The sequence below is a fragment of the Limnohabitans sp. 2KL-51 genome (assembly GCF_003063645.1).
Lineage (GTDB): Bacteria > Pseudomonadota > Gammaproteobacteria > Burkholderiales > Burkholderiaceae_C > Limnohabitans_A.
Map to the genome: position 1 here is coordinate 160578 of NZ_NESJ01000006.1, position 20479 is coordinate 181056.

The 20479-nt window shown below is 61.5% G+C and carries 16 protein-coding genes; 12 read left to right on the forward strand and 4 right to left on the reverse strand.

From position 1 onward, the window contains the following. The first annotated feature begins 31 nt into the window (after window positions 1-31). Entirely contained in the window at window positions 32-3916 is a 3885-nt protein-coding gene (hrpA, locus tag B9Z49_RS08230) for an ATP-dependent RNA helicase HrpA (protein ID WP_233254564.1), read from the forward strand. Window positions 3917-4177: 261 nt separating this feature from the next. On the opposite strand, the gene ppc is transcribed toward hrpA, so the two are convergent. Further along, window positions 4178-7027, reverse strand: a complete 2850-nt coding sequence (gene ppc / locus B9Z49_RS08235) for a phosphoenolpyruvate carboxylase (protein WP_108352958.1) — start codon at window positions 7025-7027, stop codon at window positions 4178-4180. A 165-nt stretch (window positions 7028-7192) separates the two neighbouring features. On the opposite strand from ppc, the gene hemC reads away from it, so the two are divergent. The 4 genes from hemC to B9Z49_RS08255 are packed head-to-tail and all read left to right on the forward strand — an operon-like array spanning window position 7193 to window position 11320. Then, entirely contained in the window at window positions 7193-8110 is a 918-nt protein-coding gene (hemC, locus tag B9Z49_RS08240; RefSeq protein WP_108352959.1) for a hydroxymethylbilane synthase, read from the forward strand. A 14-nt stretch (window positions 8111-8124) separates the two neighbouring features. Continuing rightward, window positions 8125-8955, forward strand: coding sequence for a uroporphyrinogen-III synthase (locus tag B9Z49_RS08245; RefSeq protein ID WP_108352960.1), 831 nt, complete (start codon window positions 8125-8127; stop codon window positions 8953-8955). Next, window positions 8952-10019 (forward strand): uroporphyrinogen-III C-methyltransferase, encoded by a 1068-nt coding sequence (locus tag B9Z49_RS08250; protein WP_108352961.1) that lies wholly within the window; start codon window positions 8952-8954, stop codon window positions 10017-10019. The genes B9Z49_RS08245 and B9Z49_RS08250 overlap by 4 nt, the downstream gene beginning before the upstream one ends. 5 nt (window positions 10020-10024) lie before the next feature. Then, complete coding sequence (locus B9Z49_RS08255) at window positions 10025-11320, forward strand: heme biosynthesis HemY N-terminal domain-containing protein (RefSeq protein WP_108352962.1); 1296 nt, start codon at window positions 10025-10027, stop codon at window positions 11318-11320. Between the two features lie 67 nt (window positions 11321-11387). On the opposite strand, the gene B9Z49_RS08260 is transcribed toward B9Z49_RS08255, so the two are convergent. Beyond that, the gene (locus B9Z49_RS08260; RefSeq protein ID WP_108352963.1) at window positions 11388-14435 is read right to left on the reverse strand and encodes an Rne/Rng family ribonuclease; all 3048 of its coding nucleotides are present in this window, start codon (window positions 14433-14435) and stop codon (window positions 11388-11390) included. Window positions 14436-14488: 53 nt separating this feature from the next. On the opposite strand from B9Z49_RS08260, the gene B9Z49_RS21565 reads away from it, so the two are divergent. Genes B9Z49_RS21565 through B9Z49_RS08280 form a run of 5 tightly spaced genes read left to right on the forward strand, consistent with a single transcriptional unit; the run spans window position 14489 to window position 18046 of the window. After that, complete coding sequence (locus tag B9Z49_RS21565) at window positions 14489-14968, forward strand: hypothetical protein (protein WP_146188505.1); 480 nt, start codon at window positions 14489-14491, stop codon at window positions 14966-14968. Between the two features lie 58 nt (window positions 14969-15026). Further along, window positions 15027-16028 (forward strand): RluA family pseudouridine synthase, encoded by a 1002-nt coding sequence (locus B9Z49_RS08265; RefSeq protein ID WP_108352964.1) that lies wholly within the window; start codon window positions 15027-15029, stop codon window positions 16026-16028. Continuing rightward, complete coding sequence (locus tag B9Z49_RS08270) at window positions 16000-16668, forward strand: HAD family hydrolase (protein ID WP_108352965.1); 669 nt, start codon at window positions 16000-16002, stop codon at window positions 16666-16668. The genes B9Z49_RS08265 and B9Z49_RS08270 overlap by 29 nt, the downstream gene beginning before the upstream one ends. 14 nt (window positions 16669-16682) lie before the next feature. Next, the gene (locus B9Z49_RS08275; protein WP_108352966.1) at window positions 16683-17048 is read left to right on the forward strand and encodes a Rieske 2Fe-2S domain-containing protein; all 366 of its coding nucleotides are present in this window, start codon (window positions 16683-16685) and stop codon (window positions 17046-17048) included. Window positions 17049-17050: 2 nt separating this feature from the next. Next, on the forward strand, window positions 17051-18046 hold the full coding sequence (locus B9Z49_RS08280; RefSeq protein ID WP_108352967.1) for a S49 family peptidase: 996 nt from the start codon (window positions 17051-17053) through the stop codon (window positions 18044-18046). A gap of 21 nt (window positions 18047-18067) precedes the next feature. On the opposite strand, the gene B9Z49_RS08285 is transcribed toward B9Z49_RS08280, so the two are convergent. Together B9Z49_RS08285 and B9Z49_RS08290 are read right to left on the reverse strand one after the other, a co-directional pair. Next, window positions 18068-18841, reverse strand: a complete 774-nt coding sequence (locus tag B9Z49_RS08285; protein WP_108352968.1) for an SAM-dependent methyltransferase — start codon at window positions 18839-18841, stop codon at window positions 18068-18070. After that, complete coding sequence (locus tag B9Z49_RS08290; RefSeq protein WP_369913498.1) at window positions 18838-19449, reverse strand: Maf family nucleotide pyrophosphatase; 612 nt, start codon at window positions 19447-19449, stop codon at window positions 18838-18840. The genes B9Z49_RS08285 and B9Z49_RS08290 overlap by 4 nt, the downstream gene beginning before the upstream one ends. Before the next feature lie 50 nt (window positions 19450-19499). On the opposite strand from B9Z49_RS08290, the gene B9Z49_RS08295 reads away from it, so the two are divergent. Both B9Z49_RS08295 and rpmF read left to right on the forward strand, forming a co-directional pair. After that, window positions 19500-20048 carry a DUF177 domain-containing protein gene (locus tag B9Z49_RS08295; RefSeq protein WP_108352969.1) on the forward strand — a complete coding sequence of 183 codons (549 nt, stop codon included), beginning with the start codon at window positions 19500-19502 and terminating at the stop codon, window positions 20046-20048. A gap of 140 nt (window positions 20049-20188) precedes the next feature. Beyond that, window positions 20189-20371 carry a 50S ribosomal protein L32 gene (gene rpmF / locus B9Z49_RS08300; protein WP_005794249.1) on the forward strand — a complete coding sequence of 61 codons (183 nt, stop codon included), beginning with the start codon at window positions 20189-20191 and terminating at the stop codon, window positions 20369-20371. Window positions 20372-20479: the final 108 nt, after the last annotated feature.

Consider the following 20479-nt stretch of genomic DNA (forward strand, 5'->3'; position numbering starts at 1 on the left):
CCTACCGGTCTCTGCCCGCCGCGTTGAAATCATGGCCGCCATGGACCAGCACCAGGTCATCATCGTCTGCGGTGAAACCGGCTCGGGCAAGACCACGCAGTTGCCCAAGATCGCGCTGGCGCTGGGGCGCGGCAAGCTCAATGCCAAGCCGGGCGAGCGCGCCCGCATGATTGGCCACACCCAGCCTCGGCGCATTGCGGCCAGCTCAGTGGCCAAGCGCATTGCCGAAGAATTGAAGACGCCGCTGGGCGAGGTGGTGGGTTTCAAGGTGCGGTTTCAAGACCGTTTGAGCAAAAACGCGTCCGTCAAACTGATGACCGACGGCATTTTGCTGGCCGAAACCCAGACTGACCCGCTGCTGCAAGCCTACGACACCATCATCATCGACGAGGCGCACGAACGCAGCCTGAACATCGACTTCTTGCTGGGCTACCTGCGCCAGATCTTGCCGCGCAGGCCGGACCTGAAAATCGTCGTCACTTCGGCCACCATCGACGCCGACCGCTTTGCCAAACACTTTGCCTCGCGCAACGGCCCGGCCCCGGTCATCATGGTATCTGGCCGCACCTTCCCGGTGGAGCAACGCTACCGCCCCTTTGAGGAGACGCGTGACTATGGCCTGAACGAAGCCATGGCCGACGGTGTGGACGAACTCTGGCAGGGTGGGGCAGGGGGCGACATCCTGATATTTTTGCCCGGTGAGCGCGAGATTCGCGAAGCCGCCGACCACCTGCGCAAACATCTGTCGCACCAGCCGCTCACACGCGGGGCCGAAGTGCTGCCGCTGTTCGCCCGGCTGTCGCAGGCCGAGCAAGACCAGATTTTTGAGGCGTCGAATGGCCGTCGCATCGTGCTGGCCACTAACGTGGCCGAAACCTCGCTCACCGTTCCCGGCATCCGCTATGTGATCGACGCAGGCACCGCCCGAGTCAAGCGCTACAGCCTGCGCAGCAAGGTCGAACAGTTGCTGGTCGAGCCCATCAGCCAAGCCGCTGCCAACCAGCGGGCAGGCCGCTGTGGTCGCGTGGCCAACGGCATCTGCATTCGCCTGTACGACGACAAAGACTTTGCGGGCCGCCCGCGCTTCACCGACCCGGAAATTTTGCGGTCATCCTTGGCGGGCGTGATCTTGCGCATGAAGAGCCTGCACCTGGGTGTGGTGGAAGACTTCCCGTTCATCGAAGCACCGTCCAAACGCGCCATCACCGATGGCTACCAACTGCTGGCCGAGCTGGGCGCGGTGGACGACGACAACGAGCTGACCCCCATTGGCAAAGAGCTGGCTCGCTTGCCGCTTGACCCACGAGTGGGCCGCATGATTTTGGAAGCCCGTGGCCGCGAAGCGTTGGAAGAAGTGCTGGTGATCGCCAGCGCTATGAGCGTGCAAGACGTGCGCGACCGACCCATGGACGCGCAAGCCCAGGCCGACCAACAACACGCCAAGTTTGACGACGACAAAAGCGAGTTCACCGGTTACCTGAAACTGTGGAAATGGATTCACGACGTCCGAGGCGGTCCCACCAAATCAATCGGGGTCAGATCCCAATTAAATCCAGCTGACCAGCCGGGTCAAAACAATCGGGATCTGACCCCAATAAAAGGGCGTCAGATGGCGGCGCAAGAAGCGCCGCAGCACAAGCTGAGCAACCGCCAATACGAGCAACTGCTGCGCCAGAACTTCATCAACATTCGCCGTGTGCGCGAATGGCGCGACACGCACACCCAGTTGCTCACCGTGGTGGCCGAACACAAGTGGCGCATCAACACGCAGCCCGCGAGCTATGAGCAGCTGCACCTGTCCATGCTGGCAGGCCTGCTGGGCAACGTGGGCTACAAGCTCGAAGACGAAGAAGCCTATCTGGGTGCACGCGGTATCAAGTTCCACAAACACCCCGGTGCGCACCTGAGCAAAAAGCCTGGCCGTTGGATTGTGGTGGCCGAGCTTGTGGAAACTACGCGCCTGTTTGGCCGGGGCATTGCGGCCATTGAGCCGCAGTGGCTGGAGCAGGTTGGCTCGCACTTGCTCAAGAAGCAACAGCTCGACCCGCATTGGGAAAAGAAATCTGCCGAAGTGGTGGCGCTGGAGCGGGCCACGCTGTATGGCCTGGTGGTCTACAGCGGTCGCCGCATGCCCTACAGCCGGGTGGACCTGCACGGCGCACGCGAGATTTTCATCCGCGAAGCGCTGGTGGGCGACCAGTGGGAAACCCAGCTGCCGTTTTTAGCCGCTAACCACAAGATGATCGCCAAGGTCGAAGAGCTGGAACACAAATCGCGCCGCCAGGACGTGTTGGTGGACGACGAGCTGATCTACGCTTTTTATGACCAGCAACTGCCCGCCGACGTGTGCAGCGGTCGCCTGCTGGAAGACTGGTACCGCCATGAGAGCGCCAAGCAGCCGCGCCTGTTGATGCTGAACCGCGAAGAGCTGATGCGCCACGAAGCCGCAGGCATCACCACCCAGGCCTTTCCCAAACACATCCGCTTGGGCGGCACCGACTGCCAGGCCACGTATTTGCACGAGCCCGGCGACGCCCGCGACGGCGTCACCGTGAGCGTTCCACTGTTTGTACTCAACCAGGTGAGCGAAGACCGCTGCGAATGGCTGGTGCCCGGCCTGCTCAAAGACAAAATTCAAGCCCTGCTCAAAAGCCTGCCGCAGCGCCCGCGCAGCCGCTTTGTGCCGCTGCCCGAATCGGCCACGCGCCTGGCCGCAGAGCTGTCGGCCCCTGAGCTGTTTGGCGCCGGGTCGTTGACCGACGTTTTGCTCAAAAAAGCCCGCGACGAAACCAGCCTGGACATCAAACGCACCGATTTCAAACACGAGATGCTCAGCCCGCACCTGTTCATGAACCTGTGCGTGGTCGACGAACACGGTCGCCAGTTGGGCATGGGCCGTAACCTGGGCGCGCTCAAAGGCGAGCTGGGCGCCAAAGCGCGTGGCGCGTTCCAGGCGCTGGCGCAGTTGAAGGTGGCTTCATCTGTCATGCCCGCGAATGCGGGTATCCATGAGCGCACAGGCTCAGCACCCGCCAAAACTACCCCCGTCAAACAAACTCCCATTGCACCGCAGCGCTACACCACCTGGACCTTTGGCGAGCTGCCCGAACTGATGGAAATCAGCAAAGGTGGCCAGACCCTGATCGGCTTCCCCGCGCTGGTAGACGTGCAAGACGCTGTGACCATCGAGGTGTTTGACGAGCCCGACGTGGCCGCCAGCAAAAACCGCGCGGGCCTGCGCCGCCTGTTTGCCCTGCAAATCAAAGACGCGCTCAAGTACCTTGAGAAAAACATCCCCGACCTGCAAAAGATGGCCGTGGCCTACATGCCGCTGGGCACCGCCGACGAGCTGAAAAGCCAGATCATCGACGTGGCGCTGGACCGCGCCTTCTTGCTCGACCCGCTGCCCAACGACGAGCTCACCTTCAAGCGCCGCACCGAAGAAGGCCGGGGTCGCTTGACGCTGATTGCCAACGAAGTGGCCCGGCTGGCGGGCAGCATCTTGCTGGAGTTTGGCGCGGCCACCCGCAAGATCAAGGACACCAAAAATACCCATGACGCCACCGCAGACTGCACCCAGCAACTGCAGCGCCTGATGCCCAAAAACTTCATGGCCGCCACCCCATGGCCGCAGCTGCAGCACTGCGCCCGCTACTTGAAGGCCATCACCCTGCGCCTCGATAAATACCGAGCCGACCCCGCCCGTGACGCACAGCGCCAGACCGAGTTGAAACCGCAAGAACAACGCTACTGGCGCCTGGTGGCCGAGCGCAAAGGCGCGCAAGACGCCCGCATGCTGGAGTTCCGCTGGCTACTGGAAGAGCTGCGCGTGAGCTTCTTCGCGCAAGAGCTGCGCACCCCGCAGCCGGTTAGCATCAAACGGCTGGAGAAGGCTTGGGGGCAGTTGAATCATTGAGGCTTTTTTCTTTGAGCTTGAATTCGGAATCGTTTTTGCGCAGACGCTGGCAATGAATGAGTGTGTAACGTTTGAATGATTTAACGCTCTCCAGTAACCAATCGCTTGAATCGGGCTTGCCCGAGATACCCCGTCCAATAATTGAATCAATCTCTGATGTTGTTGAGCAACCGGTGCCGCTCGGACAATTGGAGGCGTATTTTTAAAGTGCTTCACACTTGTTCGGGAATCGCAGGCTCTCGGCAGCGATCTGAAAGAGCGTCAGCCCGTGTTGCGCAGCCCCGCCGCGATACCGTTGATGCTGATATGAATGCCGCGCTGCAACCGCTCGTCGGCCAGGCCAGCCCGGTAGCGGCGGATGAGTTCGACTTGCAGGTGGTGCAGTGGGTCGATGTAGGGAAAGCGGTGGCGAATGGAGCGGTCCAGCGCCGGGTTGTTGGCCAAGCGGTTTTTCTCGCCGGTGATTTGCGTGAGCGCATCGGCCGTGCGGTGCCATTCGGCCTCGATGGCGGTGAAGATCTTTTTACGCAGGCGGGCGTCGCTCACCAACTCGGCGTAGCGCGAGGCCAGGGCCAGGTCGCTTTTGGCCAACACCATGTCCATGTTGGACAGCAGGGTGCGAAAGAACGGCCACTGGCGGTACATTTTTTGCAACAAAGCCAAGGCGGCTTTGCGCTCGGCCGCGTCGGGCTTGTCCAAAAAGGCTGCCACCGCAGAGCCAAAACCCAGCCAACCGGGAAGCGTCAGGCGGCACTGGCCCCAGCTGAAGCCCCAGGGGATGGCACGCAGGTCTTCGATTTTTTCAAGCGCTTTGCGCGAGGCAGGGCGTGAGCCGATGTTCAATTGGGCCAATTCTTTCAGCGGTGTGGCACCAAAAAAGTAATCGCTGAAACCTGGTGTCTCGTACACCAAGGCGCGGTAGGCGTCCATGCTGGCTTCAGACAGCTCTGCCGCCGCATCCAGAAATGCGCGTGTGGCGGGTTTGGTGGGTTGCAGCAGCGTGGCTTCGAGTGTGGCGGCCACCAAGGTTTCCAGGTTGCGGCGGCCGATCTCGGGATTGGCGTATTTGGAGCCAATGACTTCGCCTTGCTCGGTCAGGCGGATTTGGCCGCGCACAGTGCCCGGAGGCTGCGCAAGGATGGCCTGGTAGCTGGGACCGCCGCCCCGGCCCACGGTGCCGCCCCGTCCGTGGAACATGCGCAAGGTGATGCCGTGGCTGCCCTTGAGTTTGTCGAACAATTCCACCAGGGCGATTTCGGCGCGGTACAGCTCCCAGTTGCTGGTGAAGATGCCACCGTCCTTGTTGCTGTCTGAATAGCCCAGCATGATGTCTTGCTCGCCACCCGAACGTGCGATCAGCGCAGCCACCCCGGGCAGGGCATAGAAGTCGCGCATGATGGGCGCGGCGTTGCGCAGGTCTTCGATGGTCTCGAACAGGGGCACCACGATCAGGTCGTTGAGCGCTTGGCCGTCCAGCGTGCCGTGCATCAGGCCAGTTTCTTTTTGCAGCAGCAGGACTTCGAGCAAGTCGCTCACGGTTTCGGTGTGGCTGATGATGTAGTGGCGGATGGCTTGTGGGCCGAAACTGGCCAACATGCGGCGGGCCATCTCGAAAATGGCCAGCTCCGACACAGCGTGTGCGCTGTAGTCGGCGCCGGGCACGCGCAGTGGGCGGGCGTCGTTGAGCAGGCCCAGCAGCAGCGCTTGCTTGGCGTGTTCGTCGAGCTGGCTGTAGTTCTTTTCCACGCGAGCTGCGGTCAGCAGTTCGGCCACCACGTCTTCGTGTTTGTCCGAGCTTTGGCGCAGGTCCACCGTGGCCAGATGGAAGCCAAACACCTCGACTGCGCGGATCAGTGGGTGCAGGCGCTGGGCGGCCAGCGCTTGGGCATGGTGGCTGCACAGCGAAGCCTCAATCACGCGCAGGTCCGCCAAAAAGGCTTCGGCGCTGGCATAGGGGTTTTGCGGGGCCACGGCGTGGCGGGCGGCGTCGCCACCGGTCAGTTTTTTCAGGGTGGCGGCCAGACGGGCATACATGCCCGTGAGCGCCCGGCGGTAGGGCTCGTCCTGGCGGTGTTCGTTGGTGTCGGGGGACTTCGCGGCCAGGGCCTGCATTTCGGGGCCAAAGGGCACCAGCATGGCCGACAGCGACAGTTCGCTGCCCAAAAAATGCACTTCGGTCAGGTAGTGGCGCAGGGCCACATCGCTTTGGCGCGTCAGGGCGTGTTCGAGCGTTTGCGCGGTCACGTTGGGGTTGCCGTCGCGGTCGCCGCCGATCCACTGGCCCATGCGCAAAAAGCTGGCAATCGGCTGGCCAGGCAGGGCTTGTTCCAGTTCGGCATAGAGCTTGGGGATCTCGCGCAAGAAAGTGGCTTCGTAATAACTCAGCGCGTTTTCAATCTCGTCGGCCACGGTGAGTTTGGTAAAGCGCAGCAAACGGGTTTGCCACAGCTGCATGACGCGGGCGCGCATTTGCAGCTCGTTGGCGGCCAGCTCTTTGGGCGTCAGGGCGTCCTTGGCGGCATTGACTACGGCGGCGCGGGCCTTGATGGCGTCGCGTTCGGTCAGCAGGTGGGCGATGTCGCGCTCGGCGTCCAGAATGCTCTGGCGCTGCACTTCTGTCGGGTGGGCCGTGAGGACGGGCGAGACATAGCTGGTGGCCAGCATGTCCGAGATGCTTTTGGGCGTGATGCCCGCCCAACGCAGGCGCTGCAGCGCCACGTCGATGCTGCCTTCTTGGGTGTGGCCCGCCCGCTCGTGGATGGCGCGGCGGCGGATGTGGTGCCGGTCTTCGGCCAGGTTGGCCAAGTGGCTGAAATAGGTGAAGGCGCGGATCACACTCACGGCGCGGTCGCCCGGCAGGCTTTTGAGCAGTTTTTTCAGGGCCTTGTCGGCCTCGTGATCGGCGTCACGTCTGAAGGCCACCGAGAGCTTGCGGATTTGTTCGACCAACTCATAGGCCTCGGGGCCTTCTTGCACTCGAATCACATCGCCCAAAATGCGGCCCAGCAAGCGGATGTCTTCAACCAGGGGCCTCTCACTGTCGCGTTTTTCGCGGATGCTGCTGACGGATTTGACGGGAGGCAAGGCGTTGTCTGGCGTGGCCTGTTTCATCGTGAGCTATGGGTGGAGGATGTGAAAGTGCGGGTGCACCGGGTGCACGTTAGGGTCAATCGGGGGCGTCAATGTCTCTTGACGCCATGCTAGCATCGACGGGAGAGACAAGACGACCATTTGATTTCATTTTGATGGGGTCAAAATTTTTTCAGGAACCCTGCCGTGACCGAGACCAATAAGCCCGCCATTGTTATCGCCACCCGTGAGAGCCGTTTGGCTTTGTGGCAAGCCGAACATGTCAAATCTTTGCTGGAGGGGCTTGGCTGCACAGTCAAGTTGCTGGGCATGACCACACAGGGCGACCAAATTCTGGACCGCAGCCTGTCCAAGGTCGGTGGCAAAGGACTGTTTGTCAAAGAACTCGAAGTGGCCCTGCAAGAGGGCCATGCGGACATCGCGGTGCATTCGCTCAAGGATGTGCCCATGGACATGCCCGAGGGGTTTGAGCTGGCCTGCGTGATGGAGCGTGAAGATCCGCGTGATGCTTGGGTTTCGCCGCAATATGCGCGGCTGGAAGATTTGCCCCAGGGTGCGGTGGTCGGTACCTCCAGTCTACGCCGCACGGTCTTGCTGCGCGCGCTGCGCCCCGACCTGAAAATCGAGCCTCTGCGCGGCAACCTGGACACGCGCCTGCGCAAACTCGACGAAGGCCAGTACGAGGGCATTGTGCTGGCGGCTGCAGGCCTTAAGCGTCTCGAGATGAGCGAGCGGATCCGCCACATTTTTGAAACCGATCAAATGCTGCCAGCCGCAGGGCAGGGCGCTTTGGGCATTGAAATCCGCAGTGACCGGGCCGATTTGCGCGCCCTGCTGGCGCCGCTGGCCGATGCGCCATCGTGGCGGCGTGTGGCGGCCGAGCGGGCGGTGAGCCGCGCCATGGGCGGCAGCTGCTCCATGCCTTTGGCCGCGCACGCCACCATCGAGGGCGGGTTGCTCAAGCTGCAAGCGGCTTGGGGCGACCCGGAGGGCAGCACCACCTTGGTCACGGCCGATGCGCAAGCCAGCACCGATGGCCTGGAGGCCGCCGAGGCGCTGGGCCTGAGCGTGGCGCAAGCTTTGCGCAGCGGCGGAGCGCATTGAGGCAGGGCGCTGACATGGCGCTGGCTTCAGCCACTTCTATTACCGCTCCCCCTTGGCGGGTGATCGTGACCCGACCCGGGCGTGAAGCCCAGGCCTGGGCCGACGCTTTGCAGGCCCGAGGTGTGCCTTGCGAGACCTTGCCCTTGATCGAAATTGCCGCCTTGCCCGAGCCCTTGGCGCTGGCGCAAGCCTGGCAGGCGGTGCCCAGTCATTTGGCGCTGATGTTTGTCAGCGCCAATGCGGTGCGTTTTTTCATGGCGGCCCGGCCTGTGGGCTTGCCGATGCCCAGCTGCCGCGCATGGTCGACCGGCCCGGGCACCCGTGCCGCTTTACTGGCAGCGGGTTGGCCTGAGGTCTTGATCGATTCGCCCGATGAAGACGCGCCCCAGTTCGATTCGGAAGCCCTGTGGGCTTTGGTGGCGCAGCCGGTGCAGGCGGCGGTGGCCTGTGCATTGGCTCCGTCCAGGCCCTCGGTGCTGATTGTGCGCGGCGCCGATGCTCGGGGCCACTTGGCCGGGCGCGATTGGCTGGCATTGCAGCTTGAGGGCGCGGGTCTGCATGTTTTGCAAGCGGTGGCCTATGTGCGTCAGGCCCCCGTGTTGACGTCTGCGCAGCAAAGCTTGGCGCGGCAGGCCGTGGGCGATGGCAGTGCTTGGCTCTTCAGCAGTTCTGAGGCGGCGCAGCACCTTTTGCAGGCCTGCCCAGACCTGCATTTGTCACAGGCCTGGGTCTTGGCCACGCACCCACGCGTTGCCCATCGGCTGCAGCAGTTGGGCTGGGGGCGGGTGGATCTGGTGCCTGCGGGCGTTGACGCACAAGCTCAGTCGATAAAATCGCTCACATGAACACCCCAACTGAAGCTGTGATCGACGGCGAACCCAAGGCCAAGCCTTTGCCTGAGTTGACCCAGGCCGTGCCCACTGCGCATATCTCCCGCTGGCTTTTGGCGGTGGTGGGGGCAGTGGCGGTGGTCGCCTTGGCCATGTCGGTGCTGCTGTGGGAAAAGCTCTCGCGCATCCAGGAACAACTGGCCCGACAAAGCGCCGATACGGGTTTGCAGGCACTGGAGGCCAAGACCTGGGCAAAGCAGGCACAGGAAACCGTGCAAGAAAGCACCGCCCGCGTTTCGCTTATGGAGGCTCGCCTGTCCGAGGTGGCCTTGCAGCGCACCCAACTGGAAGATTTGATGCAAAGGTTGTCGCGCTCGCGCGATGAAACCTTGGTGGTGGACATCGAGTCTGCCCTGGGCTTCGCGCAACAGCAAGCCCAGATGACGGGCAGTACCGAGCCTTTGTTGGCGGCCTTGCAGTCAGCCCAAAAACGGGTGCAGCGTGCTGCCCAGCCGCGCCTGACGCCAGTGTCGCGGGCCCTGGAAAATGACCTGGAGCGCCTGAAAAACCTGCCCGCCTTTGACATACCCGGTTTGATGACCAAACTCGACGATGGGGTCGCCTTGGTGGAGGGTTTGACATTGGCCAACACCGCACGTGCCTCGCTAAGCCAGATCCGCCAGCAGGACGAAGTCTCGGGAGCGCAAACGCCGCCCTCCTGGTGGATGTCCATCCTGAACCGCATGGGCGACCAGATCAAGGGTTTGGTGCGGGTCAGCAGTATTGAATCGCCCGAAGCGGCTTTGCTCTCGCCCGAGCAGGCTTTTTTCTTGCGTGAGAACCTCAAACTCAAATTGCTCAATGCCCGCCTGGGCTTGCTGGCGCGGCAAAAAGAGGGCGTGCGCAATGACTTGGGGGCCGCTGCCGTGCTGGTGCGTCGCTACGCTGAGCCCCAATCGCGGCGAACCAGCCAATTGCTTCAGTTGCTGGAACAGACCAGCGAGCAGCTGCGCACGGCCGAGTTGCCGCGCATCGAAGCTTCGCTGACGGCGCTGAACACCGCTGCGGCAGGAAGGTAAACCCCATGCGAGCTGCCTTGTGGCTGATTACCTTGTTCGCCTTGGCGGCTGCAGGGGCCTGGTTGGCGGGCAACAATCAGGGTACGGTGACCTTGTTTTTGTTTCCGCATCGGATAGACCTTTCACTGAACCTTGCTTTCCTGGTCGTCTTGTCGGTGGTGCTTTTGGTGGTCTTGGCACAGCGTGCACTTGAAGCCTTTTTAGCTTTGCCTAAACGCGCGCAACGCTGGCGGCTACAGCAAAAAGAGCGCGCCAGCCACGCGGCTTTGCTCGATTCGATGGGTCACTTGATGGCGGGGCGGTACTTGCGGGCACGCAAGGCCGCCGAGCAGACACTTTCCAAAGAAACCCTGTTGCTGGCCTCGGGTGTCGTGCTTGACCATGCGGTGTCTTTGCGTACGCTGGCCCATATCATGGCCGCTGAGGCCAGCCACGCTTTGCAGGACAAGGCCCAAAGGCAACAACACCTTGACCAGGCCTTGGCTCAGGTGCAAGCGAGCTATGGGGCTGAGCGCCAAACCTTGCTGGAGGGCGTGCAGTTGCGCGCTGCCAGGTGGTCGCTCGACGACCGTGATGCCAAGGCCAGTCTGGAGCAACTCAGAGCATTGCCCCCCGCTGCGGGTCGGCGCATGGCGGCCATGCGGCTGCAGCTCAAGGCGGCCCGATTGGCCGGTCAGCCAGCGCAGGCCCTGGAAACCGCCAGTTTGCTGGCCAAGCACCGTGCTTTTTCTCCGGAGGCAGCCGAAAGTCTGGTGACTCGCCTCATTTTGGAATTGTTGGCCCAGACACATGATGCCGATGCCTTGCTGCGCATTTGGAAGGGCCTGTCCCCTGGTCAAAGGCTGATGCCTCTGGTGGTGGCCGAGGCTGCTTTGCGTTGGCTGCAGCTCGGTGGCACTGCCGCTACGGCCCGAAATTGGCTGCACGACCTGTGGATTCCCATGCAAGCCACCCCCCCGATTTGGTCAGATGCTCAGCTGCTTCGCGTGGTCCTGGCCTTGGAGGCTTGTTTGCCCGACCCGGAGGCCGAGGACGCCTTCGTCTGGTTGTCCCGGATGGAGAGCGCTCAACAGTCGCGGCCGCGGGTCGGACATCTGCAATACTTGGCTGGCATGCTGTGCCTGCGCCAGCGGCTGTGGGGCAAGGCCCAAAGCCTGCTGGGTCAGGCCGTTAAAAACCTGCAAACCCCCATGCTCCAGCGCAAAGCCTGGATCGCCTTGGCCGAATTGGCCGAGCAGCGCCAGGATCCGGTGGAGGCTGCCACTGCCTGGAAGGAAGCCGCAAGGGTATCAATAGACTGAAGCGCGAACAGGCAGAAACAACCGGGCATGAGCCCGGTTTTTTTTCGCTTTGGCGCCTGGTTGGAGATCAGAACGGCACTTGGAGTGCGTTCAGGTCTTTGCGTGTTTCGACCAGGACCAGCGGGCCTTCATTCACCACCACGGCAGGTGGACGCTCGCGTGGAACGCGAATTGGTGTGGGCTCAGCCGCGATGGCTGCTTGCACGGCAGCGACTTTGTCGCTGTCCGAATTCACCCAGACCAGCCCCGAGCCTTGTGCGACTTGCTGCAGACTGTCGAGGGGCAGCGTGTAGCTGGCCACGGCAGGCAAGGCGGTCCTGGCTGCTTCGGTCTGGGGTGCGCTGATCGTGGAAGTCTTCGCCGTGTTGACTTCGGTCTCACTGGCTGTGGGTGCAGCAGGGGCTTGCACGGCGGCCATGGAAGCCTGGGCAGGCACGGCGGTTGCCATTGTTTCAGTCACGGAGACCACTTGCGGCAATGCAGCAGGTGCAGCTTGTTCACTGGCTTGAGGTGCTTGTGCCGTCTGGACTGGTGCCGAAGTGGCTGCAGCTTGCTGGGCCCGCTCGAAATAAGAACGTGGGGCTGGGCGGTCATCGGTCGGGACTTCTGCACTCTGGCGGTTGGGCTCGGCGGTGTCATCGCCAGGGGCTTGATCATCTGCAGAGTCCTGACGTGTTTCACCAGCGCGTTCGCGGCGGTCACGGCCATAGCGGTCGCGCGAGCGGCGTTCACGGCGCTCACTGTTTTCGGATGGGCTGGCACCATCGTTTGCCACATTGGCGTCAGTGTTTTGATCTGTACCCAATGCCGTTTCGGACGCTTGGCCATTGGAGGCATCGCTTGGGCGGCGCTCAGTGCGTTCGCCACGTTCACGGCGGCCTTCACTTCCGCGTTCGCCACGTTCACGGCGGCCATCACGGGCCTCGCGTGGGGCGCGTTCTTGGCGCACTTCGCTGCCTTCGGCATTCAACTCGGGCTGGGCATCGCTGCGGCCTTCGCCCAGGCTCTCGGTGCGCTGACCTTCAACCAGGTTGTCACCGCGTGGGCTCGAACGGGCATCACGGCGGCCATCACGGGCAGGGCGGTCACCGTTTGGGCGCTCGCTGCGCTCACCTCGTTCACCACGCTCCGTGCGTTCACCGCGTTCGGCGCGTGGAGGGCGGGCTTCGCCTTCACGGCCTTCGATTCGGGCTTCACCACGGCGTCCACCCTCGCGTGGAGCGCGGACTTCGCCAGCCGCGCTTTCGTTGCGCTCGCCTCGGCGGCCATCGCGACCACCACGGCGGCCATCACGTCGCTCGCCGTCACGGCGGCCTTCTCGGGCTTTCTCTTCTTGCTTGACCACAGGTGCGGCCTCGGGCTTGGCGGATGCGCCGCCGAACAGGTTTTTCAGCCAGCCAAAAAAGCCACTCGAAGCGGCAGTTGCAGGTGCAGCCACCGGGGCTGCTGCGGCTTTGGTCGTTGGCTTGGCTGCAGCCAAGGGAGCCTCAGGCTTGGCGGGGGCGATCGGCGCGGGGGCGTCAGGCAGCACACCCTTGATGACGGGTGTTTGCTTGTTGGTGGGCTCTTGCGAACGGCGCGTCACGGTGGTTGCGTCTTCGATCTCTTCGGCCATTTTGTAGCTGGCTTCGATGCGGTCCAAGCGCGGGTCATCGTGCTTCAGGCGCTCGAGCTTGTAGTGCGGTGTTTCCAGCGACTTGTTGGGCACCAGCAGCACGTTGATGCGTTGCTGCAACTCGATCTTGGCGATTTCGGAGCGCTTTTCGTTGAGCAGGAAAGACGCCACTTCGACAGGCACTTGCGCGTGCACAGCCGCGCTGTTGTCCTTCATGGACTCTTCCTGGATGATGCGCAGGATCTGCAGCGCCGAGCTTTCGGTGTCGCGGATGTGGCCAGCGCCGCCGCAACGTGGGCAAGGGATCGAGGCACCTTCGCTCAAAGCAGGCTTCAAGCGCTGGCGGCTCATCTCCAGCAGGCCGAATTTGCTGATCGAGCCGAACTGCACGCGGGCACGGTCCTGGCGAAGCGCGTCGCGCAAGCGGTTTTCCACCTCGCGACGGTTCTTCGACTCGTCCATGTCGATGAAGTCGATCACGATCAGACCGCCCAAATCACGCAGGCGCATTTGTCGGGCCACTTCGTCAGCGGCTTCCAGGTTGGTGCGGGTCGCGGTTTCTTCGATGTCGCCGCCCTTGATGGCGCGGGCCGAGTTCACGTCCACCGACACCAAAGCTTCGGTGTGGTCGATCACGATGGCACCACCCGAAGGCAGCTGCACGGTGCGGGCGTAGGCCGATTCGATCTGATGCTCGATCTGAAAGCGGCTGAAGAGGGGTGCGTCGTCGCGGTAGCGCTTCACACGCGGGGCGAACTCGGGCATCACGTGGCTCATGAACTGCTGAGCCTGGTCGTAGATGTCGTCGGTATCGATCAGGATGTCGCCGATGTCGTTGTTGAAATAGTCACGAATCGCGCGAATGACCAGCGAGGATTCCTGGTAAATGAGGAAAGCGCCTTTGCCTTGGGTGGCGCCGTCAATGGCCGTCCAAAGTTTGAGCAGGTAATTCAGGTCCCACTGAAGTTCGGGCGCGGAGCGACCGATGCCTGCGGTGCGGGCAATGATGGACATGCCCTTGGGGTACTCCAGCTGGTCCATCGCCTCTTTGAGTTCGGCGCGGTCGTCGCCCTCTATGCGGCGGCTGACGCCACCGCCACGGGGGTTGTTGGGCATGAGCACCACGTAACGACCAGCCAAGCTGACGAAAGTGGTGAGCGCTGCGCCTTTGTTGCCACGCTCTTCTTTTTCGACCTGCACCAAGAGGGATTGACCTTCTTTGATGACGTCCTGGATGCGCGCTTGGCTGACGGACACGCCTTCAGCAAAGTATTGGCGTGAGATTTCCTTGAACGGCAAAAAGCCGTGACGGTCTTCGCCATAGTCCACAAAGCAGGCTTCCAGTGAAGGCTCGACCCGGGTCACCACCGCTTGGTAGATGTTGCCCTTGCGCTGTTCGCGGCCTTCGATTTCGATTTCGTAGTCGAGGAGTTTTTGTCCATCGACGATGGCCAGGCGGCGCTCTTCAGCTTGCGTGGCGTTGATCAGCATCCGTTTCATGATGCGTTCCTTCTCTTGTCAGCTTGGCCCCATTGCAGAAAAATGTCCGCTGTATGGAACCTGTTTACACAACCGGCTTTGGATTTTTGGAAATCTCAAAGCCCACGTTGCCGGAGCTGACGCCTGAAACGAAGGGAATTGCCGAGGTTGATCGCCATTCAGCTGTGCGTGAACACAGGAATGGGGATCGTGGCGCGTGGATGGGGCGAGGCAAAAGGCGTGCACAGATTCGTCCACTGCCGGGGGATTCCCCCGGTGTCCAAGACAAACTTCCGGGCACCAAGCATGACGATGGGGCATGGCTTCGTGAGCCGTTCCAAGTACATCAGCAAAGTTCCGAACAACACAACCATCTCGCTTTGATCCGCCCAACAGCCCATGGGGCTGCTGAACTTGGGGTATTCCGTATCTGGGTTTCTGGGCGTCGGCCCAACCTCCGGGGCGTTTTGCCACTGTCGGCGTTGGCCTTCAGTCTGCAAATCGTGCCGGGGGTGGCATCGACCATCTGGTTTGGTGCGGTGGTGGTGGACTAAACTCCAGCTCTGCAGGAATTCATTTCCATTTGAATCAACCACTTACAGCCAATTGCCAGTGAATCACATTATAGGGGTCAAGTCCGCTGCTGCGACGCCCGCCGTCAAATGGTTGTTGGTGGACGAAGAGTCGGCTGGCCAGCGATTGGACAACTTTTTGATGCGTCATTTGAAGGGCGTGCCTAAAACCCACGTCTACCGCATCATCCGCAGTGGCGAGGTGCGCATCAACAAGGGCCGTGCTGCCGCCGATACAAGGGTTCAAAACGGGGACGAGGTGCGTCTGCCGCCTGTGCGCGTGTCCGACAAGGTGGCTGAAAAGGCTGAGCGCCCGGCGCCAGGGCGAGAATTTCCGTTGCTGCTGGAAGACGACAGCCTGATGGCCATCGATAAACCAGCCGGGGTGGCGGTTCACGGAGGATCTGGCGTGAGCTTTGGGGTGATCGAGCAATTGCGCCAGGCGCGCCCAGAAGCCAAGTTGCTGGAGCTGGTGCACCGATTGGACCGCGACACCAGCGGCATTTTGCTGGTGGCCAAAAAGCGCAGCGCCTTGAAGCACCTGCAAGAACAGTTTCGTGAGCGCGAGACCGGTAAGACCTATCTGGCGCTGGTCAAGGGCGACTGGCCAGACAAATTGAAGGTGATTGACCAGCCTTTGCATAAATTTCTTTTGCCCGACGGTGAGCGCCGCGTGCGGGTGACCACACCTGAAGACCCTGACGGCATGCGGTCGATCACCCTGGTCAAGGTGGCGCAGCGCCTGCAGGGCGCCACCCTGCTGGAGGTGACCATCAAGACCGGGCGCACCCACCAGATCCGGGTGCACCTGGCTTCGCAAGGACACCCGATTGCGGGCGATGACAAATACGGTGATTTCGAGTGGAATCGCCAGTTGCTCAAACCCGGGGCCCGTGTGGGTCTCAAACGCATGTTTTTGCACGCCTGGCGCTTGCAGTTCAGCCACCCGGTGACGGACGAGCGTGTGGCCTTGCAAGCCGAATTACCCCCTGAATTGAAAGCCTACATTGACCATGCCCCACACCAGACCCCGCCAGTTTGACCTGATCGCTTTCGATTGGGATGGCACGCTGTTCGACTCTACCGCCCTGATCACCCGCTGCATCCAGCGCGCCGTCGTGGACGTGGGCGGGCAAGAGCCCACCCGCGAAGCCGCATCCTATGTGATCGGCTTGTCGCTCTTGCCCGCGCTGGCCCATGCCGCGCCCGATGTGCCCCAAGACAAATACCCGGCTTTGGGTGAGCGTTACCGTCACCATTACCTTCAGCACCAGAACGACATCAGCCTGTTCGAAGGTGTGCTGGATTTGTTGGACGCCCTCAAGGCGCGTCACCACTGGCTGACGGTGGCCACCGGCAAAAGTCGCCATGGCCTGAACGAGTCCTTGCAGGCGGTTGAGTTGCGCGGCGTGTTCGATGGCTCGCGTACGGCCGATGAGACAGCGGGCAAACCCAACCCCCTGATGCTGCACGAGTTGATGCGCGAATTCGGCGCAGAGCCCGAGCGCACCTTGATGATTGGCGACACCACGCACGACCTTCAGATGGCGCTGAATGCCGGGTGCGCCAGCGTGGGCGTGAGTTATGGGGCCCACGAGCCCGAGGCCTTTCATGTGCTTCAACCGCGCCATGTGGCGCACAGCGTGCGCGATTTGCATGACTGGTTGTTGCAACACGCTTGAAACAAGGATCGCAGATGGAGCCCATGGTCCCTTTGTGCAACAGCGCCGACCTGGTCAACGGTGGGCGAGCTGTGCCTTTTGACATCGTGTATGCCGGGCAGACTTGCCGAGCTTTTGCCATCCGTTACCAAGACCAGGTGCATGCCTACCTGAACCGCTGCACCCATGTGGCGATGGAGATGGACTACCAGCCCGACCGGTTTTATGACGACACGGGACGGTGGCTCATGTGTGCCACGCACGGCGCCACGTACCAACCCGATACCGGCGCTTGCTCTGGCGGCCCCTGCCGGGGTGGACTGGTCAAAATAGACCTTTCAGAGCTTGACGGCGTGGTTCACTGGCATACTGCCTACAACTTGAAAACCCCTGAATTTTGAACATGCAAGACCCCCAAGACCACGCGTCCGCCTCAGCCTCCCAAGAAACAGCCAAAGTCACATCGAGCACCGATGTGGGGTGGGAGCGCCAGACGTTGGAGCGTTTGGCCTTTGCCAATTTGGATGAACAGAAAACCGCCCGCCGCTGGAAGGTGGGCATTCGCTTGGCTTGGTTGGTACTTGTGGCGGTGGTTTTTTGGCAGCTGTTCACTTACAGGTCGACCACCATCAGCCCTAGCTCGCCGCACACGGCCATGGTGTCCATCGTGGGTGAAATTGGTTCTGGAGCCGAAGCGAGTGCCGAAAACATCATGTCCTCCATGCGCTTGGCTTTGGAAGATTCGGGCTCCAAGGCACTGGTTTTGCTCATCAATTCTCCCGGCGGAAGTCCGGTTCAGGCGGGCCTGATCAACGATGAGATTGTTCGTTTGCGGGCTTTGCACAACAAGCCCATCTATGCTGTGGTGGAAGAGTCCTGCGCGTCAGCTGCTTATTACATTGCGGCTGCGGCAGACCAAATCTATGTGGACAAAGCCAGCATTGTGGGCAGCATTGGTGTGCTGATGGACGGCTTTGGGTTCACTGAGCTCATGAACAAGTTGGGCGTGGAGCGTCGTTTGATGACGGCGGGTGCCAACAAAGGTTTTCTGGACCCGTTCAGCCCACAAACCGAGCAGCAGCGCAAGCATGCCCAGGCAATGCTGGACCAAATCCACTCGCAGTTCATTGAAGTGGTGAAGAAAGGCCGTGGCGATCGCTTGAAAGAAACCCCGGAAATGTTCAGTGGTCTGTTCTGGAGTGGCCAACAGGCGGTGGATCTGGGTTTGGCCGACAGCTTGGGCAGTCTGGACGGCGTTGCCCGTGAAGTGGTCAAAGCGCCAGATGTGATTGATTACACGCAGCGTGAAAACGTGGCTGAGCGCTTGGTCAAGCGCTTTGGCGCGGCGGTAGGCGAGGGCTCGGTCCGTGCCCTGCGCAACAGCACCGGTTTGCGCTGAGCCGCTAGGCCCACCGGGGCTTTACGGCCCGATGGCGTAAACCGCGGGCGTGTGTCCATCAGGGCCTTTGAGGCCCTTTTTCCATTGCGCGACGGTGTGGCTCTGAATATGGGCGGAGGGCAGCGTCAAGCCGCTCGATATGGCCAGTCGAGTGTTGGCGTTCAGGCTCTGTATCAGGCCGTCGAGCATGGCCGCGTTGCGGTAGGGGGTTTCGATCCACAACTGGGTTTGCCCGGTTTTGAGGGCCAGTGACTCCAGTTGCTTCAAGCGGGAAGCGCGCTCGGCCGCGTCTTGAGGCAAGTAACCCACAAAGGCGAAGCTCTGGCCATTGAGGCCGCTGGCAGCCAAGGCCAGCAACAAAGACATCGGACCCACCATAGGCACCACGCCTATGCCCAGATCGTGTGCAGCCCGCACCACCGAACTGCCCGGGTCCGCCACGGCGGGCATGCCCGCTTCGCTCACCAGTCCCACATCGTGCCCCTGCAAGGCAGCGGCCAGCAGCGGTTTGCCGTCAAAGCCCGATTGGTGGTCGCCTTTTTTGTGGACGTGACGCGGCAATTCGGTGATGCTTTGTTCGGGCAGGGGGGCGATCAGCGGATGTGTTTGACCCACGCGCTTGAGGAAGGCGCGGGTGCTCTTGGCGTTCTCGCAGACCCAATGCTGGATGCCTGCGGCGGTGGCCAGTGTGCTGGTGGGCAGCACATCGGTGATGGGGGCTTGCTCGGTGCAGCCGAAGTCCAGTGGCGTGGGCACTAAAAACAGACGACCTTTGAGTGATTTTGGCGCGTTCACAGCAGTTTCACTCCGGCTTGGCGCAGCAAACGCGCGGTGCGGATCAGCGGCAACCCAATCAGTGCGGTCGGGTCGTCGTTGTCGATGGATTCCAGCAACGCAATCCCCAAACCCTCGCTCTTGGCGCTGCCTGCACAGTCGTAGGGTTGTTCAGCTTGCAAATACGCCTCGATCTCTTCGTCGCTCAGATCGCGAAACACCACGCGGACCTCAGCCAAGGCCACTTCTTCAAAGCCTGCGGCCAAGCAGACCACGGCCAGCGCGGTTTGAAAGATCACCGTCTGGCCGCGCATCTGGCGCAACTGCGCCACGGCTCGCGCGTGTTCGCCTGGCTTGCCCAGGGGTTTGCCCGCCAAATCGGCCACCTGGTCCGAGCCAATCACCACCGCCTCGGGGTGCAAGGCCGCCACGGCCCGGGCTTTGGCCAGGGCCAGCCGCAGGGCCAAGGCCTGAGGCGCTTCTCCCGGCTGGGGTGTTTCGTCCACATCGGGCGCGCTCACGGTGAATGGGATGCGCAGACGCTCTAGCAGCTCGCGCCGGTAACGCGAGGTCGAGCCCAGCACCACTGGGCGGACGGGGGGGGCAGAGTTGGTCAAGATCGAGGTCAAAGCGCTGGCCCTGATGAAATTCAGATGGGTGATTCTCTTACACTGCAGCCATGGAAAAAAAATTGGACCCTCAACACCTTGACGTGGTGACTTTTGCCCGCGACACACTCAGCCTGAATGGGCAGGGCGTGCTGGCCGATTGGCCGCGATTGGCGCAGGAATTGTTCGGCAGTGACATGCCTTCGGGGCCGGTGGCTTGGCAATTGCAAGGTCGATCGGTCCCGCAATCGGGCGGCGCTGACCAGATTTGGCTGGATTTGAACGCGCTGGTGAGTTTGCCCCTGCAATGCCAACGCTGCCTGACGCCGGTGCTGGAGACGGTGCAGGCCGAACGGAGTTTCCGTTTTGTCGCCGATGAAGCCACAGCGATGGCGCTGGATGATGAGGCTGAAGAAGACATTTTGGTGATCAGCCGCGATTTTGACGCTCTGGCATTGATCGAAGATGAGTTAATTTTGTCCTTGCCCTTGGTGCCTTTGCACGAGGAGTGCCCCGAAGAGATGCCAATGTCTGTTGCAGACCCTGAATTTGAAGATGCAGCGCGGCGACCCAACCCCTTTGGGATTCTTGTGGGTCTTAAAACAGATAAGTTGACTTAAAGAGGCCAAAAGTCTGTATCCAAACGGGTTCTGCTTAGGATATAATCGATGGCTAAGCCCAGTTATTCCGGGCGACACTCTCATCAACCAGAAGCTGCGTTTTCATTGGCGCGGCCTCCACAAGCTTCCAAGGAGCCATCATGGCCGTTCAGCAAAACAAAAAATCGCCCTCCAAGCGCGGAATGCACCGCTCGCACAATGCCCTGAATGTGCCAGGTATTGCGGTTGAACCCACAACAGGCGAAACACATCTGCGTCACCACATCAGCCCCAACGGTTTTTACCGTGGCCGCCAAGTGTTGAAGAACAAGTCCGAAGCCTGATCGGCTTCAGCCCTCAAGCCTCAAGAGGCCCGGCGCTACTTTTTTTGAGTAGCCTCGGGCTTTTGTTTTTGTGGCTTTTGCTTTGTATTGCCCGGTTTTCAGCCCAAG

Excerpts from the sequence above, each read along its gene's own strand:
- hrpA (WP_233254564.1), top strand. The coding sequence starts at position 32 with ATGGCCGCCATGGACCAGCACCAGGTCATCATCGTCTGCGGTGAAACC.
- ppc (WP_108352958.1), bottom strand. The coding sequence starts at position 7,027 with ATGAAACAGGCCACGCCAGACAACGCCTTGCCTCCCGTCAAATCCGTC.
- B9Z49_RS08245 (WP_108352960.1), top strand. The coding sequence starts at position 8,125 with ATGGCGCTGGCTTCAGCCACTTCTATTACCGCTCCCCCTTGGCGGGTG.
- B9Z49_RS08250 (WP_108352961.1), top strand. The coding sequence starts at position 8,952 with ATGAACACCCCAACTGAAGCTGTGATCGACGGCGAACCCAAGGCCAAG.
- B9Z49_RS08255 (WP_108352962.1), top strand. The coding sequence starts at position 10,025 with ATGCGAGCTGCCTTGTGGCTGATTACCTTGTTCGCCTTGGCGGCTGCA.
- B9Z49_RS08260 (WP_108352963.1), bottom strand. The coding sequence starts at position 14,435 with ATGAAACGGATGCTGATCAACGCCACGCAAGCTGAAGAGCGCCGCCTG.
- B9Z49_RS21565 (WP_146188505.1), top strand. The coding sequence starts at position 14,489 with ATGGAACCTGTTTACACAACCGGCTTTGGATTTTTGGAAATCTCAAAG.
- B9Z49_RS08270 (WP_108352965.1), top strand. The coding sequence starts at position 16,000 with ATGCCCCACACCAGACCCCGCCAGTTTGACCTGATCGCTTTCGATTGG.
- B9Z49_RS08275 (WP_108352966.1), top strand. The coding sequence starts at position 16,683 with ATGGAGCCCATGGTCCCTTTGTGCAACAGCGCCGACCTGGTCAACGGT.
- B9Z49_RS08280 (WP_108352967.1), top strand. The coding sequence starts at position 17,051 with ATGCAAGACCCCCAAGACCACGCGTCCGCCTCAGCCTCCCAAGAAACA.
- B9Z49_RS08295 (WP_108352969.1), top strand. The coding sequence starts at position 19,500 with ATGGAAAAAAAATTGGACCCTCAACACCTTGACGTGGTGACTTTTGCC.
- rpmF (WP_005794249.1), top strand. The coding sequence starts at position 20,189 with ATGGCCGTTCAGCAAAACAAAAAATCGCCCTCCAAGCGCGGAATGCAC.